The organism is Pseudoxanthomonas wuyuanensis (assembly GCF_900215535.1).
Taxonomy (GTDB): Bacteria; Pseudomonadota; Gammaproteobacteria; order Xanthomonadales; family Xanthomonadaceae; genus Pseudoxanthomonas_A; species Pseudoxanthomonas_A wuyuanensis.
In genome coordinates, this window is sequence record NZ_OCND01000001.1 from 500,742 (window position 1) to 526,606 (window position 25,865).

Genomic DNA, 25,865 nt, shown 5'->3' on the forward strand with positions numbered 1-25,865 from the left:
GCGCTTGCGAGCCGTCGGCTCGCGCGTGTCCGAACGCTGGGTCATGGATGGCCGGGCCGGCGTATCCGGAACCGGCAACTCGCGCCAGGGATGGCCGCAAACTCAAAGAGCGAACTGGCGATATGACAAGGTGGTTCAGAAAAGCAGCCATATCCGGTGTTGCGGCAGCGTCGGTAACCGTTGCGGCACAAGCGCAGGAAACCCAGCTGCTGGATGACTTCAGCGACGCTTCGCACTGGCGCGTGGTTACCTCCAACCAGGTCAGCGGCGAGCTGCGCAGCGTGGCCGGCATGCAGGGCAAAGCGCTGTGCCTGGACTACGATTTCAACGGCGTGTCCGGTTACGCCGGTATCCAGCGCGACCTGCCGCTGCAGTATCCGCAGAACTACGCGTTCGGCTTTCAGCTGCGCGGCGACTCGCCGGGCAACGATCTGCAGTTCAAGGTCATAGACGCCAGTGGCGACAACGTCTGGTGGGTCAACCGGCCCAGGTACGACTACCCGCGCGACTGGACGCAGGTGCGCTACAAGCGTCGGCATATCGACAAGGCCTGGGGGCCGGATCCCGACCGCGTGCTGCGCAGCAGCGCCAAGCTGGAATTCACCATCTACAACCAGGTTGGCGGCAAGGGTTCGGTGTGCTTCGACCAGTTGACGCTGCAGGTGCTGCCGGAAGACGACCATTCGCCGTTGACCGGCTCGGCCAGCGCATCGACCGCATTGACCGGCAGTTCCGCCGCCAATGCCGTCGATGGCGATCCGCATAGCGCATGGCACGCGGATTTCGCTGCCGCCGACGAACCGCAGATCACGCTGGATCTGGGCAAGCTGCGCGAGTTCGGAGGCCTGAAACTGCGTTGGAAAGCCGGCGAGCACGCTTCGGCCTACCTGGTGCAGTTGTCGGACGACGGCCGCCAGTGGCGCGATGTACGCGCGGTGGCCGATGGCAATGGTGGCACCGACTATCTGGCGTTGCCGGAATCGGAGGCGCGCTATATCCGCCTGCTGCTGGCCGAAGGCCCGCTGGCCTCGTTCGGCCTGGCCGAGATCCAGGTGCAACCGCTGGCGTTCTCCGCCCACCCCAACGATTTCATCAAGGCCTTGGCCGTCGATGCGCCGCGCGGACGATTCCCCCGCGGATTCAGCGGTCAGCAGCCGTACTGGACCATCCTGGGCATCGATGGCGGCAATGAGCAGGGATTGATTGGCGAAGACGGCGCGGTCGAAACGAGCAAGGGCGGTTTCACCATCGAGCCGTTCGTGCGGATCGATGGCAGGCTGGTCAACTGGGCCGATGTGGAGGCCACGCAATCGCTGCAGGACGGCTATCTGCCGCTGCCCAGCGTCGCTTGGCGGCATCCGGATTTCGGTTTGCGCATCACCGCATTCGCCCAAGGCCGGCGCGGCGACTCGCGGCTGCTGGCGCGCTACCGCCTGGAAAACACCGGTAAGCAGGTGCGCGAGTATTCCCTGCTGCTGGCCGCGCGCCCGTTCCAGGTCAATCCGCCCAGCCAGTTCCTCAACACCATCGGCGGCGTCAGTCCGTTGCATGCGCTCGCCGTTGACGGCAGCGTGCTGTCGGTAGACGGGCAACCGCGGGTGTTCGCGTCGCGGTTGCCGGACAACGCGCAGGTCAGCAGTTTCGATGCCGGCCTGTTGCCTTATGAGACGGTGGCGGGAGCTGGCACGACTGTACAGGTCAACGATCCGACCGGCCTGGCCTCGGCGGCGATGGAGTACCGGCTGCGTCTGCAACCGGGCCAGTCGTGGGAAGTGTCGTTGCTGATTCCAATGGATGGTCCGCTGCCGGCGTCCGCTGCAGCCTGGGACGCCGATGCCTTGCAGCAAGCGGTGGCCGATGATTGGCGCAGCCAGTTGGACAAGGTGAGGTTCGAGGTGCCGGCGCAAGGGCAGGCCTTGGTCGATACCTTGCGCACATCGCTGGCGCATATGCTGATTTCGCGCATCGGACCGCGCCTGCAGCCGGGCACGCGCTCGTACGCGCGCAGCTGGATTCGCGACGGCGCAATGATCTCCGAAGGCCTGCTGCGGATGGGGCGCGAGGATGTGGTCCGCGACTACGTCACCTGGTATGCGCCTTACCAATTCAAGGACGGCATGGTGCCGTGCTGCGTGGACGATCGCGGCAGCGACCCGGTGCCGGAGAACGACAGCCATGGCGAGTTGATCTTCAACATCGCCGAGTACTACCGCTACAGCGGCGACCGGGCCATGCTGCATCGGATGTGGCCGCATGTGCGCGGCGCATACGACTACATGGAAAAGCTGCGCCTGAGCGAACGCACCGAGGCCAATCGTGCGGTCAACGAGGCGTTCTACGGCATGATGCCGGCCTCGATCAGCCACGAAGGTTACTCGGCCAAGCCGATGCATTCGTACTGGGACAATTTCTGGGCGCTGCGCGGATACAAGGATGCGGTGGAAGTGGCGCAGGCGCTGGACAAGCCGGCCGATGCCCGCCGGATGGCGGTTTCGCGCGACCAGTTTCGCGAGGATCTGGATGCCTCACTGCGCGCCGCCGCGCGCCTGCACGGCATCGATTACCTGCCCGGTGCGGCCGAGCTGGGCGATTTCGATGCCACTTCGACCACCATCGGGCTGGCCCCGGGCGGCGAGCAGGGCAGGTTGCCGGCGGAATTGTTGAACAATACGTTCGAGCGTTACTGGCAGCGCTTCCTCGACCGCCGCGACGGCCGGCTGGAATGGAACGACTACACGCCCTACGAATGGCGCAACGTCGCCGCGTTCGTGCGGCTGGGCTGGCGCGAGCGCGCCTGGGAAGCGGTGGAGTATTTCTTCGACGACCGCGCGCCGCGGGCGTGGAACCAATGGGGCGAGGTGGTTTCGAAGACGCCGCGCAAGCCATTCTTCCTGGGCGACCTGCCGCATGCCTGGGTCGGCTCGGACTTCGTGCGCTCGGCGCTGGACATGTTCGCCTACGTACGCGAAATCGACGACAGCATCGTGCTGGCGGCGGGTATTCCGGTCAGCTGGCTGGATGAGGGCATCGCCATCCGCGACTTGCGTACGCCCTACGGCCGGCTGGGCTACTCGCTGCGGCGCGAAGCAGGCAGCCTGCGGTTGACGGTGGCCGACGGCCTGCAATTGCCGGCGGGCGGTTTGGTGCTGCCGTGGCCGTTCGCCACGCCGCCGGGCGACGCTCGCATCAACGGCCAGCCGACCGAGTGGAAGCAGGGCGAGTTGCGCATCGTATCGCTGCCAGCCGAAGTGACTGTCGCCGTGCCCTGAATGTAGCGGTTATGCTATCGGCAGCGGAGTGTTCCGCTGCCGACGCCCAGGTTTGCCGTGCCCGGTGCGAAATTCGCGTTGTGGCCTTTGCCGTTGTGCATCGCACTGCTGTTCCTGTTCGCGGTGCATCTGGCCTGGTGGCTGTCCGTGCTGGACGGACATATCCCGGCCTGCAATCCCTATTGGGAAGGTTGTACCTCGGTCAGTCGCGCCGCCCGGCATGGGCTGGGCAATCACCTGTTCCGGCTGGCGGTGCTGCCTTGCGCGTTGCTGCACGCGCTCAACTGGTGGTTGGCCGCCTGCTGGTTTCGCGATTCCGAGCGTGCGATGCCGCTCAATCGAGGCATTCTGTTCGCGTTGGGGACGATATCCGCATTGGCGCTCGCGTTGTATGCGACCTTCCTGGGCACGGAAGGCGAAGCCTACCGCTTCCTGCGCCGCTACGGCGTAGTGCTGTATTTCGGCTGCGGATTCCTGGCGCAGTTGCTGTTCATGCAGTTGGCGATGCGCAGCGGCCGCCTGCGGGGCGGTCTAGCCCGGGGCATGCAGGGCATCTGCGTGGCGATGCTGGCGCTGGGCGTGACGAACGTGGCGGCGTCGGCATTCGTTGCCGATGCGGATTTGCGCGACCGCATCGAGAACGTGTTGGAGTGGCAGCTTGGTCTGCTGCTGGTCGGCTGGTTCGTGTTGCAGGCGCTTTGCTGGCGCCGCGATGGCTATGCGTTGATGCTGATGCGTGGCTGATAGAAACCTGTCATATGTGGGAGTGGCACCGGCATGCCGGTGCCGGTGAGTCGCGATGAAGCTTTCCCGGCAGTCCGTCGCGACTTATGTCGCTCCTACAACCAACAGGTAATGCAGGAATCAGCCGCGAACTTTGCGGACGATGGCGGCGGCCTTGGCCGAACTCTCGGTCACCTTGTCCCAGTCGCCGGCGTCCAGCCAGGCCTTGGGTACCATCCAGGAGCCGCCGATGCAGACCACGTTGGGCTGCGACAGGTAGTCGGCGGCGTTGTCTTCGGTGATGCCGCCGGTCGGGCAGATCTTCAGATCCGACAGCGGCCCGGCCAGCCCTTTCAGCATCGCCAGGCCGCCGACTGCGGAAGCCGGGAACAGCTTGCAGACGCGGAAGCCATGCGCCATCAGCGACAGCAGTTCGGTCGGCGTGGCCGCGCCGGGTACGACCGGAATCGGTGCGGCGGCCAGCGCTTCGGCCAGCGCGGCCGGGGTGCCGGGCGTGACCAGGAAATCCGCGCCGGCGGCGATGGACTGTTCGATCTGATCGGTGCTCAGCACGGTGCCGGCGCCAATCACGATGTCCGGCAGTTCCTGCTTCAGCATCGCCAGCGCTTCCATCGCCACCGGCGTGCGCAGGGTCAGTTCGATCGCCGGCAGGCCGCCCTTCAGCAGCGCGGCGGACACCTTGCGGGCTTCATCCAGCGTATGCACGGTGACCACCGGCAGGATGCCGGCGGCACGGAGGAGGGATTCGGCTTTCTGCTGGCGGGCTTCGATGGTCATGGCAGGGTTTCTTGGAGGACGGGAGATTTCAAGTTGAATGGGTAGCTTTTTGCAGGAGTGGAACCGGCATGCCGGTTCCGGTCAGTCGCGATGCTTTCCGTTTTTTTCAGACAAAGCATCGCGACTTACGTCGCTCCCACAATCGACAATCGGCGCAGCATAGGGCTTGCCGCTCGCGACATCAGGCATCCTTGGCCTCATGCGGAGCTTCGGCCGCGTGCGCGGCATCGCCTAGTTCGTATTCCGAATCGTATTCCCAGGTGCCGTCATGGAAGGGCGGGCCGCAGGAAATCGACAGCGCGCCCTGGTCGGCCGGTGTCACGACATCGCGGTTGATCGCAAACAGGTTGCGGCCCAGATCCAGCGCAGCCGGCGTGGTATTGGGTGCCAGCTCGCGCGCGTCCCATTCCTCCAGCGGCACCAGCGCTTCCAGTGTGCCGGCCTCGGCATCCAGGCGCACGATATCGCCCTCGCGCAGGCGCGCGATGGGGCCGCCGCGCGCGGCCTCCGGGGTCAGATGGATGGCGGCGGGAATCTTGCCCGACGCGCCGGACAGGCGGCCATCGGTGACCAGCGCAACCCGGCGGCCCTGGTTCTGCAGCAGGCCCAGCAGCGGCGCCAGCGAATGCAGCTCGGGCATGCCGTTGGCGCGCGGACCCTGGTAGCGCACCACCGCCACGAAATCCTGCGGCAACACGCCGGCCGCGTGCAGTTTGTTCAGCGCGCGCGGGTCATCCACGACGACTGCGGGCGCCTCGATGAAACGGTATTCCGGCTTGACCGCCGAGGTCTTGATCAACGCGCGGCCGATGTTGCCGCGCAGCAGGCGCAATCCGCCCTGCGCCTCGAACGGTCGCGATGCCGGCCGCACCACGTTTTCGTCGGCGCTGATCGCCAGGCCGGGCGCATAGTCCAGCTTGCCGTCGTGCGAACGCGGTTCGTCGCAATAGGCGCGCATGCCGCCTGGCACGATGGTGGGCAGATCGTGCATCAGTCCGGCTTCCAGCAATTCGCGGAACACGAACTGGGTGCCGCCGGCGGCGGCAAAGCGGTTCACATCGGCCTCGCCGTTGGGATAGACGCGAGCCAGCAGCGGCACGGTCTGCGAAATCAGATCGATATCGTCCCAGGTCAGCACGATGCCGGCCGCGCGCGCCACCGCCACCCAGTGGATGGTGTGGTTGGTCGAGCCGCCGGTGGCCATCAAGGCGGCCATCGCGTTGACGATGGCGCGTTCGTCGATCAGGCGGCCAATCGGACGGTAATCGCCGCCCAGCGCGGTGATGCGCAATGCGCGTTCGGCGGCGGCGCGGGTCAGCACATCGCGCAACGGCTGATCGGGATTGACGAACGAAGTGCCCGGCAGTTGCAGGCCCATCGCTTCCAGCAGCACCTGGTTGGAATTGGCGGTGCCGTAGAAGGTGCAGGTGCCGGCGGCATGATAGCTGCCGGCCTCGGCTTCCAGCAGTTCCTCGCGGGTGGCCTCGCCGGCGGCGTAGCGTTCGCGGACTTCTGCCTTCTTCTTGTTGGGAATGCCCGGCGTCATCGGGCCGGCCGGTACGAATACCGCCGGCAGATGGCCGAACGCCAGCGCGCCGATCAGCAGGCCCGGCACGATCTTGTCGCAGACGCCCAGGTACAGCGCCGCATCGAACATGTCGTGACTCAGCGAAATCGCCGTGGCCTGGGCGATGTTGTCGCGCGAGAACAGCGACAGTTCCATCCCGGGCCGGCCCTGGGTGACGCCATCGCACATCGCCGGTACGCCGCCGGCGACCTGTGCGGTGGCGCCGAGTTCGCGCGCCACCGCGCGGATCTGTTCGGGATAGTGTTCGAACGGCTGGTGCGCCGACAGCATGTCGTTATAGGCGTTGATGATGCCCAGATTCGGGGTCACATCGGCGCGCAGGCGGCCCTTGTCGGTCGGACCGCAGGCCGCGAAGGCGTGGGCCAGATTGCCGCAGCTCAGGCGCGTGCGATTGGGACCTTCGCGGTGCGCGGCCTCGATGCCTTCCAGATAGGCGCGGCGCAACGGCACGCTGCGCTGGCGGATGCGTTCGGTGATTTCTTGGATGCGGGGATGCAGGCTCATTGGCGTCGGCTGGACTGCGAAAGGGTAATTTTGCGCCTAAATCGTCGCGCTTGCCGGTGCCGGGATCGCAAACCGTTCATGCCGAACGTGCAACCGCACCCATCGGCGCATGCGCCTGCGGCCGTCGGGCCGCGGCAGTGCGTGCGATTGGGGCGGGAAGAAAGCGGATCAGAGCAAAGGAAACGACGACAGCAAAAGCATGCGCACGTTCTACTGGCTTTGCACCGGCATGGGAAGTGACCAAAGCAAGACCAGTAGGGCCTGTTGCCGATCCGGCGCGCAAATGGCCGCTCGTTTCGCGGAAGCGGCCGACCAGCCATTGGGCCGTTGAAAACCGGCCGCGACGCTCCTGCCGCGGATGGTCGCGGTTGTTGAAGCCGCTCCCGCATCATCCACCGCTGTGGCGGCGCTTCACAGCGTCGCGTGGCGGTTCAGTCGTTGCAGCCGAAACTTTCCACCGCCATCGCGGCCGCGCCCAGCAGGCCGGGACGCGGGTGGACGATGGTCAATGTGGGGATGCGCGCCATCGTTGCGGAGAAGCGCCCCTTGTGTTCGAAACGTTGGCGGAAGCCGGAATGCTGCAGCGAGGGCAGCAGCTTCGGGGTCAGCCCGCCGGTCAGGAACACGCCGTCCCACGCGCCAAGGGTCAGCACCAGATCGCCGGCGACCGCACCAAACACGGCGCAGAACACGTCGATCGCGTTGCCGGCGCGCGGATCGCCGGCCAGGGCGCGCGCCGTCACGTCGGCCGGTTGCAGGTTGCCGGGATCCTCGCCGGCGATCTGGCACAGCGCCCGATGCAGGTTGACCAGGCCGGGGCCGCAGATCAGCCGCTCGATGGAAACGCGTCCGTATTGCGCGGAAAGCTGTTGCAGAATCTCGATTTCCTGCGGCGTGCCGGGCGCAAAGCTGACATGGCCGCCTTCGGTTTCCAGCGCAATGCGTTTGCCGTCGCGAATCAGCAGCGCGCCCACTCCCAAGCCGGTACCGGGACCGATGACGGCGTAGGTGCGGGTGGTGGCCGGCGGGCCGGGCACCCAGCCGGCGCTCCCGATCGAGACCACATCGGCCTGGCCAAGCAACGGAATGGCCATGGCCTGCGCGGCGAAGTCGTTGACCAGGCGGATATCGTCGAAGCCCAGCGCGCTGCGGGTGCGGGACAGCGAGATGACCCAGGGATGATTGGTGATGCGGGCCTCGTCGCCATCGACCCGGCCGGCGACAGCGAATACGCCGTGTTTGACCGAAACCCCCAGGTCCTTGATCGACGGCTCGTCGAGGTAATGCTGGGCCGCGTCGGCCAGCGACGGGAAATCGGCGACGGCAAAGCCGCGGACGCTTTCTTCCAGCAAGGGCGTGGCGGCCTGGAGGTCGGCCAGTGCGAAACGCGCGTTGGTGCCGCCGATGTCGGCCAGCAGGGTACGTTTGGCGCTGCTCACGCGGAGTACTTCTTCAGTCGGAAAGCCGGGCGGGCGGAGCTGTTGCGGGGCATGCGCGTCTGGGGTCCTGATTGATTGGCCGACCGGCCGTTGGGGTGGGAGAGGCTGCCGGATGATAGCGTGCGCGCCCGCCCGGGCGGCAGACCGGCAGTCTCCGCATCCGTGCCGTCAGCCGCCATCGCCGTTCGCCAGATGATGCGGAAGGTAGGGCGGGTTGTGCCGTGAAAACGATTACATGGCAGAATAGCCCAACTTCCCGGACGTTGAAACGGGAGGCCGGCGCCGCGCATGTATACGTATGCGCCAACTGTCACGGGAGGGCCCGGCGGCAGGGCTCGACAACACCTCGCAACCGGGGCGGCAGCCCGACCGGGAGAACAGATGGCAAGCGTCCGACTCGACAACGTCCGCAAGGTCTACGGCAACGGCCAAGTCGCCGTCCATGGCGCCAGTTTCGACATTCGCGATGGCGAACTGATGGTGCTGGTGGGGCCGTCGGGCTGCGGCAAGTCGACGTTGCTGCGGATGATCGCCGGCCTGGAGGAAATTTCCGCCGGCACGGTGGCCATCGGCGAACGCGTCGTCAACGATGTGGCGCCGAAGGACCGCGATATTGCCATGGTGTTCCAGAGCTATGCGCTGTATCCGCATATGACGGTGGCGGAAAACCTGGCCTTCGGCCTGAAGCTGCGCAAGCACGACAAGGCCACCATCGAAAAGCGCATCGCCGCCGCCGCCCAGACCCTGGGCCTGGCGGAAATGCTGGGCAAGCTGCCGCGCGAGATGTCCGGCGGACAGCGCCAGCGCGTGGCGCTGGGGCGGGCGCTGGTGCGCGAGCCGTCGGTATTCCTGCTGGACGAGCCGTTGTCCAATCTGGATGCCAAGCTGCGCCACTCGGTGCGTACCGAAATCGCCCGCCTGCACCGGCAACTGGGCACGACGATGGTCTACGTGACCCACGATCAGGTCGAAGCGATGACCCTGGGCCAGCGCATCGTGGTGCTGAAGGACGGACAGATCCAGCAGATCGACACGCCGATGGCGCTGTACGAACGGCCGGCCAATCTGTTCGTGGCCGGCTTCCTGGGCAGTCCGGCAATGAACGTGCTCACCGGCGTGTTGCAGCGCCAGGACGGATTGCGGCTGCGGCTGGACAATGGCACGGGCCTGCCGATGGGACAGGCGCAGGTGCCGGAAAGCTGGCTGGGCCGGCGCATCGCGCTGGGCGTGCGGCCGGAGCACCTGCAGCCGGACGGCAGCGGCGATGCGGCCTTCAGCGCGCGCATCGACGTCATCGAACCGGTCGGCAACGAGGTGTTCGTCAACCTGGACTTGGCGGGCATGCCGCTGGTGTCGCGGGTAAGCCCGCGCGCGCTGCCGGCCATAGGCGAGTCGTTGCCGATGGCGCTGGACAGCGCCCACCTGCATTACTTCGATACCGACAGCGGGCTGCGGCTGGAGCGCTGAACCAATCAGGGGACGCGCGGCAGGTCATTGAAGCCGGCTGTGGGAGCGACGTAAGTCGCGACAGGAACCTGAAGGACTCGTTAGTCGCGACTTACGTCGCTCCCACAGGATCGTTCCTCGCCGTGGTCGACATCGTTCGGCAAGGTTGACCAAACACCGCAGGCCTTCTTCGTGACAGAGAAGCAGGACGGAACTCTCCATAAGTACAAACAAAAAGGGAGGCTGACGCCTCCCTTCTGTATTGCGATGAAGCGGACGCAAACTCAGCCGCGGCTGACCGCGTAAACCGCCTCGGCCACCTTGTCCAGGTTGCCGCTGTTCAGCGCGGCCACGCAGATGCGGCCGGTGCCGATGGCGTAGATGGCGTATTCCTCGCGCAGCCGGTCCACCTGCGCCTTGCTGAGGCCCGAATAGGAGAACATGCCGGCCTGCTGCTGGATGAAGCCGAATTCCGGCGCTCCCAGTGCGGCCAGCTTGCTCACCAGCCCTGCGCGCAACTGGTGGATGCGTTCGCGCATTTCGCCCAGTTCCTGTTCCCACTGCGCCCGCAGCTCGTCACTGCCCAGCACCGCAGCCACCATCGCGCCGCCGTGGGTGGACGGGCTGGAGTAGTTGGAACGGATGGTGCGCTTGATGTTGGATTGCACGCGCTTGGCTTCGTCGCGGTCGGCGGCGACCACCGACAGCGCGCCGACGCGTTCGCCGTACAGCGAGAACGATTTGGAATATGAGCTGGCCACCAGGAATGCCGGAATGCCGGAATCCACGAACAGGCGGATGGCGGTGGCGTCGGCGTCGGTACCCTTGTCGAAGCCCTGATAGGCGATATCGATGAAGGGCAGCAGGCCGCGTTCCTTGACCAGCGCCACCACCTGCGACCACTGCGCGGCGGTCAGGTCCACGCCGGTCGGGTTGTGGCAGCACGCGTGCAGCAACACGACCGTGCCCGGCTCCAGCGCGCCCAGGTCGGCCAGCATGCCGGCAAAGTCGAGGCCGTGGCTGGCCGGGTCGTAATAGCGGTAGTCGCTGACCTCGAAACCGGCGGTGCCGAACACCACGCGGTGGTTTTCCCAGCTCGGGTTGCTGATGGCGATTTTCGCCTGCGGCAGCGTGCGCTTGAGGAAATCGGCGCCGATACGCAATGCGCCGCTGCCGCCGATGGTCTGCGAGGTCACCACGCGGCCGGCTTCCAGCGCCGCCGATTGCGCGCCGAACAGCAGCTTCTGGGTGGCCAGATCGTAGGCGGGCAGGCCGTCGATAGGCAGGTAGCCGCGCGGTTTGGCTTCGGCGGCCATGGCCTGTTCGACCTGCCGGACGCAGCGCAGCAGCGGAATCCGGCCCTGTTCGTCGTAGTAGATGCCAACGCCCAGATTGACCTTGCCGGGGCGGGGATCGGCGTTGTAAGCCTCGGTCAGTCCCAGGATGGGATCGCCTGGAACCATTTCGACAGATGCAAATTGAGACACGTCTTTGGGGCCCGTGGTGGGAGTGGAAAGTGGGGAGGATTCAAACCCGCCAATCGTAGCAGGCATGCCGCGCCGGCGGCGGCGGCAATCTCCCGGATACGGCGGCAGGCGCGGAATCTTCAACCTGTGTTGCGGGCCGAATCGGAATATTCGCCATGCCGGCCATCGGAGCGGCGCCGGAACCCGGTAGTCCAGCTCTGCCGGAGATCCGCGACCGCCGCGGTGGGACATCACCGCAGCGGCCGATGCCCACAGGTCGGCACTACCGTAGCGGGGCAATGCGGCCGTGCCGCGGCTGGACAGAACCTGGCCGGGATAGCGCCGGAACCGTCAATCCGGGTTCGCCGGGCCTCGCCGCAGCCCGTTATACTCATGGGTCGCTTCGACAATGCTGCCGAGTGATTGTTAATAAAATCAATGGCTTGGCGAAATTAGTTAATTAAAAACTTACTGTTGGCCGCGCGCCGCCATGGCGGCTGCGATGCCAGGAAGCCCACGCCGCATGCGCCTTTCCACCATCAAGCTGTCCGGTTTCAAATCCTTCGTCGACCCGACCACGCTGCACTTGCCGACCAACATGACCGGCGTGGTGGGGCCCAACGGCTGCGGCAAGTCCAACATCATCGACGCGGTGCGCTGGGTGATGGGCGAAAGCTCGGCCAGCCGCCTGCGCGGCGATTCGCTGACCGACGTGATCTTCTCCGGTTCGGCCGCGCGCAAGCCGGTTTCGCAAGCCACCGTCGAGCTGATCTTCGACAACAGCGATCACACCGTCAGCGGCGAGTTTGCCGCGTTCAACGAGATCTCGGTCAAGCGCCTGGTCAGCCGCGACGGCACCAGCAGCTACTACCTCAACGGCACCAAGTGCCGCCGCCGCGACATCACCGATCTGTTCCTGGGCACCGGCCTGGGCCCGCGCAGCTACTCGATCATCGAGCAGGGCATGATCAGCCAGATCATCGAGGCACGCCCGGAAGATCTGCGCATCTACCTGGAAGAGGCCGCCGGCATCTCCAAGTACAAGGAGCGCCGCAAGGAAACCGAAACCCGCATCCGCCACACCCGCGAGAACCTGGAGCGGCTGGGCGATCTGCGCGAGGAAATCGGCAAGCAGCTCGAACACCTCAAGCGCCAGGCCAAGCAGGCCGAACAGTACCAGGCCCTGCAGGAAGAGCGCCGGGTCAAGGACGCCGAATGGAAGGCGCTGGAGTACCGCGGCCTGGACGGCCAGCTGCAGGCGCTGCGCGAAGGCCTGTCGCAGGAGGAAACCAAGCTGCAGCAACTGATCGCCGAGCAGCGCGAAGCCGAAGCCAACATCGAAACCGACCGTGTGCGCCGCGAGGAATCGGCCGAAGCGCTCAACCGCGCCCAGGCCGAGGTCTACCAGGTCGGCAGTGCGCTGGCGCGCATCGAACAGCAGATGCAGCATCAGCGCGAGCTGTCCGAGCGCCTGCGCAAGGCGCACGAAGAGGCGCAGGCGGCGCTGTCGGAACTGGGCGAACACATCAGCGGCGACGAAACCCGGCTCAACGTGTTGCGCGAATCGGTCGCCGAGGCCGAACCGCAGTTGCAGCAGTTGCAGGAAGACGACCTGTTCAAGCAGGACGCGCTGCGCGAGGCCGAAGCCCGGCTGGCGGACTGGCAGCAGCGCTGGGAGGCGCACTCGCGCGAATCGGCCGAGGCCGCGCGCGCCGGCGAGGTCGAGCGCACCCGCGTCGACTACCTGGACCGGCAGGCATTCGAAGCCGACCGCCGCCGCCAGGCGCTGGCCGGTGAGCGCAGCAGCCTGGATCTGGACGCGCTGGCGGCGGCGTTCGAGCAACTGCAGCTCCAGCACGATACCCAGAAGGAATCGCTGGAGTCGCTGACCGAACAGGTCGAAACCCGCAAACAGGCCGCTGCCGCCGTGCAGGAGCAGCAGCGCGCCACCCAGACCGAACTGTCGGATCTGCGCAAGCGCGCGCAGGAATCGCGCGGCCGGCTGTCGTCGCTGGAAACGCTGCAGCACGCCGCACTGGGCCAGGAGCAGGGCGCCGCGGTCGCCTGGCTGAAGGCACGCGGGCTGGACAGCGCCGCCCGCGTCGGCGAGCGTCTGAGCGTCGAATCGGGCTGGGAAAACGCCGTCGAAGGCGCGCTGGGCCAGTTGATCGAGGGCGTGCTGATCGAAGCTCCCGAAACCTTGGTCGATGCGCTGGGCGAACTGGGCGAGGGCCGCATCGCCCTGGTTTCGTCCGATGGCGCGGATATTCCGTTCGCCGCCACCTCGCTGGCGGCCAAGGTGCAGGGGCCTGCCGCCATCCGCCGCTTGCTGGCGCGCCTGCACACGGCCGAGGATCTGGCCGAAGCGCGCCGGCTGCTGCCGCAGCTGGGCGAGGGCGATTCGGTCATCACCCGCAGCGGCGAGCGCCTGGGCGAAGGCTGGGTGCGGGTATCGCGGCAGGGTGCGGCCAAGCAGGGCGCGCTGCTGCGCGAGCGCGACATCCAGGCGCTGCGGCTGGAAATCGAAACCCTGCAGGAGCGCGAAGCCGAACTGGAACAGCGCCTGCTCAGCCTGCGCGATCAACTGCTGGCCGCCGAGCAGCAGCGCGAGGACGCCCAGCGCGCGCTCTACATGGCCCACCGCAGCGTGTCCGAACTGGCCGGCCAGTTGCAGAGCCAACAGGGCAAGGTGGAATCGACCCGCAACCGCATCGACAAGATCGATGCCGAACTGGCGCAGCTGATCGAAACGCTGGACGCCAGCCGCGAACAGGCGCGCGAAGCGCGCACTCGGCTGGAGGACGCGGTCGGCCAGATGGGCGATCTGGAAAGCGCGCGGCAGTCGCTGGAGGCCGAACGCCGTCAGCTGGTCGAAGCGCGCGACGCCGCCCGCGATGCGGCACGCGCCTCGCGCGACGCCGCCCATGCGCTGGCGTTGACGCTGGAATCGCAGCGCGCGCAGATCGTCGGCCTGAGCCAGGCGCTGGAGCGCATGGGCAGCCAGCGCGGGCAGCTGGATTCGCGCCTGGACGAGTTGAATGCGCAGCTGTCCGAAGGCGATTCGCCGGTGCAGGAGCTGGAAGCCCAGCGCCAGGCCGCGCTGGAGCAGCGCGTCAATGCCGACCGCAAGCTGGCCGAGGCGCGCAGCGCGCTGGAAGGCATCGACAACGAACTGCGCCAGTACGAACAGACCCGCCACCAGCGCGACGAGCAGGCGCTGGCCCAGCGCGAGCGCATTTCCCAGCGCAAGCTGGATCAGCAGGCGCTGGTGCTGAAGGCCGAGCAGCTGTCCACGGCTGTGGTCGCTGCCGGCTTCGTGCTGGAGGATGTGATCAACACGCTGCCGGAAGCGGCCAATCCGGCCGAATGGGAGCAGGCGGTCAACCAGATCGATGGCCGCATGCGCCGGCTGGAGCCGGTCAACCTGGCCGCCATCCACGAGTACGGCGAAGCCTCGCAGCGGTCCGAATACCTGGACGCGCAGGATGCCGATCTGACCTCGGCGCTGGAAACGCTGGAAGAGGCCATCCGCAAGATCGACCGCGAAACCCGCGGCCGTTTCAAGGATACCTTCGACCGCGTCAACGCCGGCGTGCAGTCGCTGTATCCGCGCCTGTTCGGCGGCGGTCACGCCTATCTGGAACTGACCGGCGAAGACCTGCTGGATACCGGCGTGGCGATCATGGCGCGCCCGCCCGGCAAGCGCGTGTCCAACATCTCGCTGCTGTCCGGCGGCGAGAAGGCGATGACCGCGGTGGCGCTGGTGTTCGCCATCTTCCAGCTCAACCCCGCGCCGTTCTGCCTGCTCGACGAGGTCGACGCGCCGCTGGACGAGGCCAACGTCGGCCGCTTCACCAACATGGTCAAGGAGATGAGCGAGAAGGTGCAGTTCCTGTTCGTCAGCCACAACAAGGCGACGATGGAAGCCGCGCATCAGCTCAGTGGCGTTACCATGCGCGAACCGGGTGTCAGCCGGCTGGTGTCGGTGGACCTGGAAGAGGCCGCGCGCCTGGCGGGAGCGGCGTGACCGTCCCGACGGCGTTGACTAATCCCTGGCGGAGGAGAAACCGATAGTGTCCGACATGGCAATGCTTCGAATCGGCATCCTCATCGCCGGCGTGATCCTGCTGGTGGCGATCTTCTTCTTCGGCCGGCCCAAGAAGGCCAGCCAGGGGCGGCGGCTGGAACCCAGCGAACGCGACACGGCGCGGGTCGAACCCAGCCTGGCCGCCGATTCGCTGCAGGAATCGGACTACAGCGGCGACAACGTCATCCAGCCCGAACTGGGGTTGCCCGGGACCGGTCCTGCCGCGCAACCGGACAGCGATCTGGGCAAGCGCCCGGACCAGGATTTCGACAAGATCGTTTCGCTGTACGTCGCCGCCAGGGCAGGGCACATGCTGCGCGGCGAGGACATCGTGGTCGCCGCCGAGAAGACCGGCCTGACCTTCGGCCACATGAACGTGTTCCACCGCCTGATCGAAGGCCACCCGGAGCGCGGCCCGGTGTTCAGCATGGCCAACATCCTGCAGCCGGGCAGCTTCGACATGGCCAACATCCGCGAACTGGAAACCCCGGCCATCGCCTTCTTCCTGACCCTGCCGGCGCCGATGACCGCGCTGGAAGCCTGGGAGAAGCTGCTGCCCAATGTCGAACGCATGGCCGAACTGCTCAATGGCGTGGTGCTGGACGACAGCCGCAACGCGCTGGGCCGCCAGCGCATCCAGCACATCCGCGAGGAATTGCGCGCCTACGACCGCCAGCACGAAGCACCGCCGTTGACCAAGTCGCCGCGGTGGTGAATCGGTAAGGGCGGTGTTCGCCCGTTAGCGACGTCCGATGGCCGCAGGCGTTGGCCGCCAGCGAACGGCAAGCGGGCATCCGGCGGAATCGCCGCATGAGGTTGCGGCATCGGCGGCAGTTGCGCCGAAGGCCACACGCGGCAAACGCCCGGCCGGTTTAGAATTCACCCATGACGAAGCCAACGCCCGCCACCCGCATCGCCGAACTGCGCCGCCAGCTGGAAGACGCCAATTACCGCTACCACGTGCTCGATGAGCCGAACATCCCGGACGCCGAGTACGACCGCCTGCTGCGCGAGCTGGATGAACTGGAAGTCGCGCATCCGCAGCTGCTGACCGCGGACTCGCCAACCCAGCGCGTGGGCAATGCGCCGTCGGCAAAGTTTGCCGAAGTGCGCCATGCCATTCCGATGCTGTCGCTGGGCAATGCCTTCAGCGACGAGGAAGTCCACGATTTCGTCCGCCGCATTGCCGACAAGCTCAAGCGGCCGACCTTGCGTTTTTCCGCCGAGCCCAAGCTGGACGGCCTGGCCATCAGCCTGCGCTACGAAAAGGGTCATTTCGTGCAGGGCGCCACCCGCGGCGACGGCGCCACCGGCGAGGACGTCACCGTCAACCTGCGCACGGTCAAGGCCATTCCGCTGCGTTTGCGCAGCGGAATGGCGGGAATGGGGAAAGGGGAATCGGGAGCGGCTCAAAACGCAGATGAGGCCGCTTCTCCGATTCCCGAGGTACTGGAGGTCCGCGGCGAGGTCTACATGCCGCGTGCCGATTTCGAGAAGTACAACGAACAGGCCCGCCTGCATGGCGGCAAGGTGCTGGCCAATCCGCGCAACGGCGCTGCCGGTTCGCTGCGCCAGCTGGACCCGCGCATCACCGCGCAACGGCCGCTGGCATTTTTCGCATACGGCACCGGCCTGGTGGAGGGCGCGGTCCTGCCGGATTCGCATTCGGCCACGCTGGCGCAACTGCGGCAATGGGGTTTCCCGGTCAGCGGCCTCAGCGAAGTGGTGGAAGGCGCCGAAGGCCTGCTGGATTACTACCGCCGCATCGGCGAACGCCGCGACGCGCTGCCGTTCGATATCGATGGCGTGGTCTACAAGCTGGACGATGGCGAAGGACAGCGCGAGATGGGGTTCGTCTCGCGCGCGCCGCGCTGGGCCATTGCGCACAAGTTCCCGGCGCAGGAGCAGGCCACCACGGTCCAGGCCATCGAGATCCAGATCGGCCGTACCGGCGCGGCCACGCCGGTGGCGCGGCTGGCGCCGGTGCAGGTGGCCGGCGTCATCGTCACCAACGCAACGCTGCACAACGCCGATCAGATCGCGCGGCTGGACGTGCGCGTGGGCGATGCCGTGATCGTGCGCCGCGCCGGCGACGTGATCCCGGAAGTGGTCAGCGTGATTCTCGAGCGCCGTCCTGCCGGTACCCAGGCCTGGCAGATGCCCGCGCAATGCCCGGTGTGCGGCTCGGAAATCGTCCGCGAAGAAGGCGAGGCGGTCTGGCGCTGCTCCGGCGAACTCAGCTGCCCGGCGCAGCGCAAGGAAGCCATCCGCCATTTCGCCTCGCGCCGTGCGATGGATATCGAAGGTCTGGGCGACAAGTACATCGAGACCCTGGTCGATGCCGGCATCGTGCGCGGCGTCGCCGATCTGTACCAACTGCGGCGCGACCAACTGTTGCATCTGAAGCTGGTACTCGATGCCGAATCGCCGCAGGCGCTGGCCGGCGCGGTCAAGCCGCACCTGCGTCCGGAAGGCAGCGGAGAGGTGCTCAACGCCATCGCCAGGCTCGATGGCGGTAGCAAGGATTGGCGCGCGCGCGCGCTGTCGCAACAGATCGACTTCGAATGGAACCCGAAGAAGATCGCCACCAAGTGGGCCGACAATCTGATCGCGGCCATCGACGCCAGTCGCGACGCCATGCTCGAGCGGCTGTTGTTTGCGCTGGGCATCCAGCACGTGGGTGAGAGCACGGCCAAGGCGCTGGCCCAGTGGTTCGGCGATCTGGACCTGATCCGCCGCCTGCCGTGGCCGCTGTTCAAGCGGGTGCCGGACATCGGCGGCGAAGTGGCGCGCTCGCTCGGGCACTTCTTCGAGCAGCCGGGCAATCAGCAGGCCATCGACGATCTGTTGACCGTCGGCAAGGTACGTATCCGCGACACGCATCCGCCGACGGCCAGGCTGCGCGATGGGCTGGACCTGGCCACGCTGCTGGTGGATCTGGAGATTCCCAAGGTGACCCGCGTGCGTGCCGAGCAACTGGCGTCGACCCTGGCCGAAGTCTCGCCGGGCGCGATCAACCGGTTTGCGCAGGCATTGCCGGATGCGCCAACGCACAACTTCGTCAGCGCCGGCCTGCCGGCGGAGTCGGCCAACGCACTGACGGCATGGCTGCAGGTCCCGGATAACGCCAGGTTGCTGACGCGCAGTGCCGGTGCGCTGGCCGAACTGCTGGAAAAAACCCCGGAAGGCGTGGTCGAAGCCACCGGCCCGCTGGACGGCAAGACCGTCGTGCTGACCGGCGGCCTGTCTTCGATGAGCCGCGATGAGGCCGGCGCCAGGCTCGAAGCGCTGGGCGCCAAGGTCGCCGGCAGCGTGTCGAAGAAGACCCACCTGGTGGTGGCCGGCGAAGCGGCCGGTTCCAAGCTGGCCAAGGCGCAGGAACTGGGGATCGAAATCTGGGATGAAGCACAGTTGCTGGACTTCCTGGCCAAGCACGATGCCGCCTGAGAAAGCACGCTTTGGGCTGCCTCTCCCCCTTTTGCGGTGGAGAGGGCTGGGGAGACCGGGGATGACGTCATCCGGGAATTCAAGTTTTTGGCCCCTTCTCCCCCGCTTGCGGGGGAGAGGGCAGGGAAGACCGGGGACGACGTCATCCGGCAGCGCAAGCTTTTCGCCCCCTCTCCCCCTTTTGCGAAGGAGAGGGCAGGGAAGACCGGGGATGATGTCATCCGGGAACGCAAGCTTTGGGCCCCCTCTCCCCCGCTTGCGGGGGAGAGGGCTGGGGTGAGGGGGAGATGGATCACGCCAAGCGAATGCGTACTGCGCCGACCGATGCCGAACATCGGCTCTGGCAGCGCCTGCGCAACCGGCAACTGGGCTTCAAGTTCCGTCGGCAGCATCGGGTTGGCGGCTACATCGTCGATCTGATCTGCGTGGAAGCGGGCGTGGTTATCGAGGTGGACGGCGGGCAGCACATTGAGCTTGCAGGCAACGATGCGGAGCGGACGGCCTATCTGGAGTCGGTTGGACTGCGGGTACTGCGCTTCTGGAATGACGATGTGCTGTTGCGAACCGATTCGGTGATGGATGCGATCTGGCATGCCTTGCAGGAGCGGCCCCCTCACCCCAACCCTCTCCCCCGCGAGCGGGGGAGAGGGGGCAGAAGCCCAAGCCCAAGCCAAAGCCAAAGCCCAAGCCCAAGCCAAAGCCAAAGCCAAAGCCAAAGCCAAAGCCAAAGCCAAAGCCAAAGCCAAAGCCAAAGCCAGGAGCGGAATCAGGATGGCCGGGAACACTGCCAGCAGAGCCAGGATCAGAGCTCGCGCCCAGGTGATGATTGGGACCAGGGTCAGAGCCCGGGGGAGGTTCAGCACCAAGGCCAGGGTCGGGGCGATGCTCCGAATCCCGCCGGGAACCACGCGCAACCGCGCAGTCGGCAGCCGAATTCCATGGACCAGCGAACGCAACAGCAGCCTGTGCCGGCAGCGGCGTGCAAGCCTGGTGCAGCCAGTGCATCCACCCCCTCTCCCCCGCCTGCGGGGGAGAGGGTTGGGGTGAGGGGGCAAGCGTGGCAGTCGGGTCCGCCGTGGCCGGATGGCATTGGCGCAGCGTTGCCCTGGGCGCCTTCCGCCTCGCGCGATGCCCTTCGCCTGCGAGCGGCGCTGAACCGGTTGGTGCGCGAGTTCTTCCATGCGCGCAACGTGCTGGAAGTCGAGACGCCGATGATGTCGCAGGCCGGCAATACCGATCCCAATATCGCCTCGTTTTCGCTGGAGTTCGGCGGGCACGTCGACGCCGGGCCGCGCCAGCGCTGGCTGCGGACCTCACCGGAGTTTCCGCTCAAGCGCCTGCTCGCTGCCGGCCTGGGGGATTGCTACGAGTTGGGTCGGGTGTTTCGCGATGGCGAAGCCGGCGGCCGCCACAACCCGGAATTCACGATGCTGGAATGGTACCGGCTGGGTTGGGATCTGCCGCAACTGATCGATGAAACGGTCGAACTGGTGCAGGCCGCGTTGGCGATGATCGGGCGCACCGCCGCGGTGGCGCGAATTTCTTTCCGGGAGATCTACCGGCAGCGCCTGGGCATCGACCCGATGACCGCGGATGAGGGAATGCTGCGCGCCGCAGCGGCGGACATCGCCGTCGACGGCGAGGGCCTGACGCGCGACGACTGGCTGGACCTGCTGATGACCCATCGCCTGCAACCGGATTTTCCCGCCGGGCAGTTGCTTGCCGTCTACGACTATCCGGCATCGCAGTGCGCGCTGGCGCGGTTGCGCGATGACGGCGATGTCCAGGTGTCCGAGCGCTTCGAACTGTACCTGGGCCCGCTGGAACTGGCCAACGGCTATCACGAACTCGCCGATGCGCGCGAACAGCGTGCCCGGTTTCTGCGCGACATCGACATCCGCCGTACCCGCGGTATCGGCACGCCGGCCATCGACCAATCGCTGCTGGATGCGCTGGACGCTGGCTTTCCCGACTGCTCCGGAGTGGCGCTGGGCGTGGATCGCCTGCTGATGGCGATGCTGGAAACCGCGCGCATCGCCGATGCGCTGGCCTTCGATTTTTCCAGAGCCTGAGCGGCGGCATAACGGTCAGCTGGATGCGCTGCGGGCGTAAACGGTTTCTTGCATTCACGTTCATGATGGCGCGGTAGATTCGTCTGCAGTTACCGCCACTGGAGAGAGAGCCATGCGCAGTCTGCTGACGTTCGCCTTAGCGCTGGTCGGTTTTTCCGCCGCCAATCAAGCATTCGCTGGGCCGCACCAGGAGCGCGGCTACGGTTACGGCGATGGCTATGGACAGACCTTCCGCTGCGAATCCGATGGCAACCGCACCCGCCACTGCCGCGTCGATACCTATGGCGGCGTCGTGCTGGTGCGTCAGCTTTCCAGTACGCGCTGCGTGGAGGGGCGCAACTGGGGCTACGACCGTGGCGGGGTCTGGGTCAGCCAGGGCTGCCGTGCCGAATTCCGTAGCGGAGGCGGCGGTTATGGCCCCGGCTGGGGCAACGCGCAGACGCTGCGCTGCGAATCGGACAATGGCCGCCACCGAACGTGTGCGATTCCCCGCAACGGCCAGGTGCGCCTGGTCCGCCAACTGTCCGGCACCCGCTGCATCGAAGGCCACAACTGGGGCCGGCAACGCGGCGCCATCTGGGTTTCGCGCGGTTGCCGTGGCGAATTCCAGGTCAGCCGGCGCGGCGGCAACTGGGGCGGCGGAGGTTGGGATGACGGATACGGCCATGGCGGCGGACAGTTGTTCCGTTGCGAATCGGACAATGGCCGGACCCGCTATTGCCAGGTCGATGGGCGCCGCGTGAGCCTGCAGCGGCAACTTTCCAGTTCGCCCTGTATCGAGGGCCGTACCTGGGGCACCGACCGTCGCGGCGTCTGGGTCAGCCACGGCTGCCGTGGCGAATTCCGCGCGTGGTGAGGCGCCGGGTAAAGTCCCCGCGCAGGCGCACGGGGACTTTACGGCGGACGGCTACAATAGCGGGATGAACGACAGCATCGACAATGACAGCATCGACTACGCCCGCTACGACCGCATCCGCCCGATTCGCTGGACCGGATCCGCGTTGGAGCTGCTGGATCAACGGCAACTGCCATTCAAGGTCGAGTACCTGACCTGCACCAGCAGCGACGAAGTCGCCGCCGCCATCCACGCGCTGGCGGTGCGCGGTGCGCCGGCGATCGGCATCGCCGCGGCCTGGGGCGTGGTGCTGGCCGCCCGCGAAATAGTCGCGGCGGATCCGGCCGAAGCGCTGGCCAGGCTGGAGCCGGCGCTGCAGCGGCTCAACGCGGCGCGTCCGACCGCGGTCAATCTGGCCTGGGCCTTGCAGCGCATGCGTACGGCATTGCGCGCCGCCGGCAACGACTGGCGCGGCATGCTGGAACTGGAAGCGCTGGCCATCGCCGAAGAGGACCTGGCCGCCAACCGGTTGATGGGGACGCTGGGGGCGGCATTGATCGCGCCCGGCAGCGGCGTGCTGACCCATTGCAACACCGGTTCGCTGGCCACGGCAGGTTTCGGTACCGCGCTGGGCGTGATCCGCGCCGGTGTCGCCCAGGGGCGTATCGGCAAGGTGTACGCCGGCGAAACCCGGCCGTGGCTGCAGGGCGCCCGGCTGACCGTATGGGAGCTGCAGCAGGACGATATTCCGGCCACGCTGATCGCCGATTCCGCCGCCTCGCATCTGATGAAGACCGGCGCGGTGCAGTGGGTGGTGGTAGGTGCCGACCGCATCTGCGCCAATGGCGATGTCGCCAACAAAATCGGGACCTACCAACTGGCCATCACCGCCCATCATCATGGCGTGAAGGTGATGGTGGTTGCGCCGTCCTCGACGGTGGACATGGCCACCGCCAGCGGCGAGAGCATCGAGATCGAGGAACGCGAACCGGGCGAGATGTTCGGCATCGGCGGCGTGCGCACGGTCGCCGAGGGCATCAGCGCATGGAATCCGGTGTTCGACGTCACCCCCGCCGCCTTGATCGACGCCATCGTCACCGAGAAGGGCGTGATTGAGCGGCCCGACGAAGAAAAGATGCGCGCCGCCTTCAGCGCCCCGTAGGGCGGGCCCCGGGCCGCCGCCATTGCCGCGTGCAACCCACCATTCCGGCAACGACCGGTGGCGCAAGCAAGGCACGTCGTCGGTTTCGTGACCAGGCGTGACAACGACTGGAATCCGTAGGGCGGGCCCGGCCGGCCATCGGTTTTCGTCCGCGGTCGTGACGGTGGCTTGGCGGCGGGCCTGGGCCATCCTAAGTGCTTGTTTCTGTAAGCCATGGACGGGCAATCCATGCCCGCTTGTGGTATCATCGACAGGTTAGAAATCCCACCTTTTTCCGGCTTGCCGACAGCGTTTCGGCAGCCCGGTTATTGGCCGAAAACCAGAACCCAGAAACGGACCCCGAATGGTCGATCTCGCCAAGGAAATCATCCCCGTCAACCTCGAAGACGAGATGCGCAAGAGCTATCTCGATTACGCGATGAGCGTGATCGTGGGGCGCGCGCTCCCGGATGTCCGGGACGGCCTAAAGCCGGTCCATCGCCGCGTGTTGTATGCGATGAACGAACTCGGCGCGCACAGCAACAAGGCCCACTTCAAGTCGGCGCGTATCGTCGGCGACGTCATCGGTAAGTACCACCCGCACGGCGACCAGTCGGTCTACGACACCCTGGTGCGCATGGCGCAGCCATTCTCGCTGCGCTACCTGCTGGTGGACGGGCAGGGCAACTTCGGTTCGGTCGACGGCGATTCCGCCGCGGCAATGCGCTACACCGAGGCGCGCATGTCGCGCCTGACCCACGAGCTGATGGCCGACATCGACAAGGAAACCGTCGATTTCCAGCTCAACTACGACGAAAAGGAATACGAGCCGTCGGTGATGCCGACCCGGTTCCCGAACCTGCTGGTCAACGGCTCTGCCGGCATCGCCGTGGGCATGGCCACCAATATTCCGCCGCACAACCTGGGCGAGGTCATCGACGGCCTGCTGGCGCTGATCGAAGACCCGGAGATCGACGTCGATGGCCTGATGCAGTACATCCCCGGCCCGGATTTCCCCACCGCCGGCATCATCAACGGCACCAGCGGCATCGTCGCCGGCTACCGCACCGGCCGTGGCCGCGTGCGCATGCGCGCCAAGGCCGATATCGAAGTCGATGACCGCACCGGCCGCGAGTCGATCATCGTCACCGAGATTCCGTACCAGGTGAACAAGGCGCGGTTGATCGAGAAGATTGCCGAGCTGGTCAAGGAAAAGCGCCTGGAAGGCATCAGCGAGCTGCGCGACGAGTCCGACAAGGACGGCATGCGCATCTACATCGAGGTCAAGCGCGGCGAGTCGGCCGAGGTGGTGCTGAACAATCTGTACTCGCAGACCCCGATGGAGTCGGTGTTCGGCATCAACATGGTCGCCCTGGTCGATGGCCGCCCGCAGCTGCTGAATCTCAAGCAGATGCTGGAAGCCTTCGTGCGCCACCGCCGCGAAGTGGTCACCCGCCGCACCATCTTCGAGCTGCGCAAGGCGCGCAACCGCGCGCACATCCTGGAAGGCCTGACCGTCGCATTGGCCAACATCGACGAGATGATCGAACTGATCAAGACGTCGGCCAATCCGCAGGAAGCCAAGGAGCGCATGCTGGCCAAGACCTGGGAACCGGGTCTGGTCGGTGCGCTGCTGGCCGCGGCCGGCGCCGAATCCTCGCGCCCCGAGGACCTGCCGGCCGATGTCGGGTTCCTTGACGGTCCTGATTCCAGCAAGGTGTACCAGCTGACCGAGACCCAGGCTACCCAGATTCTGGAAATGCGCCTGCATCGCCTGACCGGGCTGGAGCAGGAAAAGCTGACCGAGGAATACAAGCTGCTGCTGGAAACCATCGCCGGCCTGATCCGCATCCTGGAAAACCCGGATGTGCTGATGCAGGTGATCCGCGACGAGCTCGACAACGTCAAGGCCGAGTTCGGCGATGCCCGCCGCAGCGAGATCCGCCACAGCGAAGAGGATCTGGACATCCTGGATCTGATCGCGCCGGAAGACGTGGTGGTGACGCTGTCGCACGCCGGCTATGCCAAGCGCCAACCGGCCAGCGCCTACCGTGCGCAGCGCCGCGGCGGCCGCGGCCGCAATGCGGCGGCGACCAAGGACGAGGACTTCATCGACCAGCTGTGGCTGGTCAACACCCATGACACCCTGCTGACCTTCACCAGCAGCGGCAAGGTGTTCTGGCTGCCGGTGCATCAGCTGCCAGAAGCCGGCCCCAATGCCCGCGGCCGCCCGATCATCAACTGGATTCCGCTGGAAGCCGGCGAGAAGGTGCAGGCGGTGCTGCCGATCCGCGCCTATGAAGAAGGCCGCTATGTGTTCTTCGCCACCCAGAACGGTACGGTCAAGAAAACCCCGCTGACCGAATTCGCGTTCAAGCTGGCGCGCGGCAAGATTGCGATCAACCTGGACGAAGGCGATGCGCTGGTCGGCGTGGCGCTGACCGATGGCGAACGCGACGTGATGCTGTTCGCATCCAACGGCAAGGCGGTGCGCTTTGCCGAGAACGAAGTCCGCTCGATGGGCCGTACCGCCACCGGCGTGCGCGGCATCCGTCTGGCCGAAGGCGAGGAGGTGGTCAGTCTGATCGTGGTCGAAGGCGATGGCGACATCCTGACCGCCAGCGCGCGCGGTTACGGCAAGCGCACGCCGGTGGACGAATACCCGCGCAAGGGCCGCGGTACCCAGGGTGTGCTGGCCATCAAGACCAGCGAGCGCAACGGCAAACTGGTCGGCGCCATCCAACTGTCCGACCATCATGAGGTGCTGCTGATTTCCGATGGCGGCACGCTGGTGCGCACGCGGGCGTCGGGAATCTCGCAGGTCGGCCGCAATACCCAGGGCGTCACCCTGATGCGCCTGTCCGAAGGCGAAACCCTGCAGGCGGTCGAACGCCTGGACGCCTCGCTGGACGAGGACGATGGCGAGGCGGATGCCGTCGCCGAGACGGTTGTGGAGCCGCAGCCGCAGGCATGAGTGCCGTTGCCGGGACGCGCATTGCGCGCGTCCCGGCGCTTCCGGCAGCGTCGGCGGAAGGGACATCCGGTAGGAA

General features: G+C 66.5%; 14 protein-coding genes and 1 pseudogene. 11 read left to right on the top strand and 4 right to left on the bottom strand.

Translation table 11 applies throughout. The features are described from left to right. Positions 1-122 precede the first annotated feature (122 nt). Positions 123-3,269: a discoidin domain-containing protein gene (locus tag CRO39_RS02310; RefSeq protein ID WP_097120238.1), complete on the top strand. Its 3,147-nt coding sequence runs from the start codon at positions 123-125 to the stop codon at positions 3,267-3,269. A gap of 57 nt (positions 3,270-3,326) precedes the next feature. After that, positions 3,327-4,013: a hypothetical protein gene (locus tag CRO39_RS02315; RefSeq protein ID WP_141400684.1), complete on the top strand. Its 687-nt coding sequence runs from the start codon at positions 3,327-3,329 to the stop codon at positions 4,011-4,013. Between the two features lie 120 nt (positions 4,014-4,133). Here the strand turns inward: CRO39_RS02315 and CRO39_RS02320 are convergent, their stop codons facing one another. The 3 genes from CRO39_RS02320 to glk form a co-directional block, all read right to left on the bottom strand. Beyond that, positions 4,134-4,790: a bifunctional 4-hydroxy-2-oxoglutarate aldolase/2-dehydro-3-deoxy-phosphogluconate aldolase gene (locus CRO39_RS02320; protein ID WP_097120240.1), complete on the bottom strand. Its 657-nt coding sequence runs from the start codon at positions 4,788-4,790 to the stop codon at positions 4,134-4,136. A gap of 181 nt (positions 4,791-4,971) precedes the next feature. Beyond that, complete coding sequence (gene edd, locus CRO39_RS02325) at positions 4,972-6,882, bottom strand: phosphogluconate dehydratase (RefSeq protein WP_097120241.1); 1,911 nt, start codon at positions 6,880-6,882, stop codon at positions 4,972-4,974. Positions 6,883-7,313: 431 nt separating this feature from the next. Further along, a complete protein-coding gene (gene glk / locus CRO39_RS02330; protein ID WP_097120242.1) occupies positions 7,314-8,321 on the bottom strand; it encodes a glucokinase in 1,008 nt (335 codons plus the stop codon). Positions 8,322-8,702: 381 nt separating this feature from the next. On the opposite strand from glk, the gene CRO39_RS02335 reads away from it, so the two are divergent. Then, the gene (locus CRO39_RS02335; protein WP_097120243.1) at positions 8,703-9,788 is read left to right on the top strand and encodes an ABC transporter ATP-binding protein; all 1,086 of its coding nucleotides are present in this window, start codon (positions 8,703-8,705) and stop codon (positions 9,786-9,788) included. Positions 9,789-10,051: 263 nt separating this feature from the next. On the opposite strand, the gene CRO39_RS02340 is transcribed toward CRO39_RS02335, so the two are convergent. Continuing rightward, entirely contained in the window at positions 10,052-11,254 is a 1,203-nt protein-coding gene (locus CRO39_RS02340) for an amino acid aminotransferase (protein WP_097120244.1), read from the bottom strand. A 502-nt stretch (positions 11,255-11,756) separates the two neighbouring features. On the opposite strand from CRO39_RS02340, the gene smc reads away from it, so the two are divergent. The 8 genes and pseudogenes from smc (at position 11,757) to gyrA (ending at position 25,789) form a co-directional block, all read left to right on the top strand. Beyond that, positions 11,757-15,260: a chromosome segregation protein SMC gene (gene smc, locus CRO39_RS02345; RefSeq protein WP_097120245.1), complete on the top strand. Its 3,504-nt coding sequence runs from the start codon at positions 11,757-11,759 to the stop codon at positions 15,258-15,260. A gap of 46 nt (positions 15,261-15,306) precedes the next feature. After that, positions 15,307-16,035 (top strand): cell division protein ZipA, encoded by a 729-nt coding sequence (zipA, locus tag CRO39_RS02350; protein ID WP_097120246.1) that lies wholly within the window; start codon positions 15,307-15,309, stop codon positions 16,033-16,035. 170 nt (positions 16,036-16,205) lie between these two features. After that, on the top strand, positions 16,206-18,767 hold the full coding sequence (gene ligA, locus CRO39_RS02355; protein WP_097120247.1) for an NAD-dependent DNA ligase LigA: 2,562 nt from the start codon (positions 16,206-16,208) through the stop codon (positions 18,765-18,767). 287 nt (positions 18,768-19,054) lie between these two features. Next, positions 19,055-19,354, top strand: a pseudogene (locus CRO39_RS20790) (endonuclease domain-containing protein); the annotation flags it as partial. Between the two features lie 513 nt (positions 19,355-19,867). Further along, complete coding sequence (gene epmA, locus CRO39_RS20795) at positions 19,868-20,839, top strand: EF-P lysine aminoacylase EpmA (protein WP_238394524.1); 972 nt, start codon at positions 19,868-19,870, stop codon at positions 20,837-20,839. Positions 20,840-20,951: 112 nt separating this feature from the next. Then, complete coding sequence (locus CRO39_RS02365) at positions 20,952-21,695, top strand: DUF3011 domain-containing protein (RefSeq protein WP_097120249.1); 744 nt, start codon at positions 20,952-20,954, stop codon at positions 21,693-21,695. Between the two features lie 64 nt (positions 21,696-21,759). Next, entirely contained in the window at positions 21,760-22,836 is a 1,077-nt protein-coding gene (gene mtnA / locus CRO39_RS02370; protein ID WP_097120250.1) for an S-methyl-5-thioribose-1-phosphate isomerase, read from the top strand. Positions 22,837-23,179: 343 nt separating this feature from the next. After that, positions 23,180-25,789 (top strand): DNA gyrase subunit A, encoded by a 2,610-nt coding sequence (gyrA, locus tag CRO39_RS02375; protein ID WP_097120251.1) that lies wholly within the window; start codon positions 23,180-23,182, stop codon positions 25,787-25,789. Positions 25,790-25,865 lie beyond the last annotated feature (76 nt).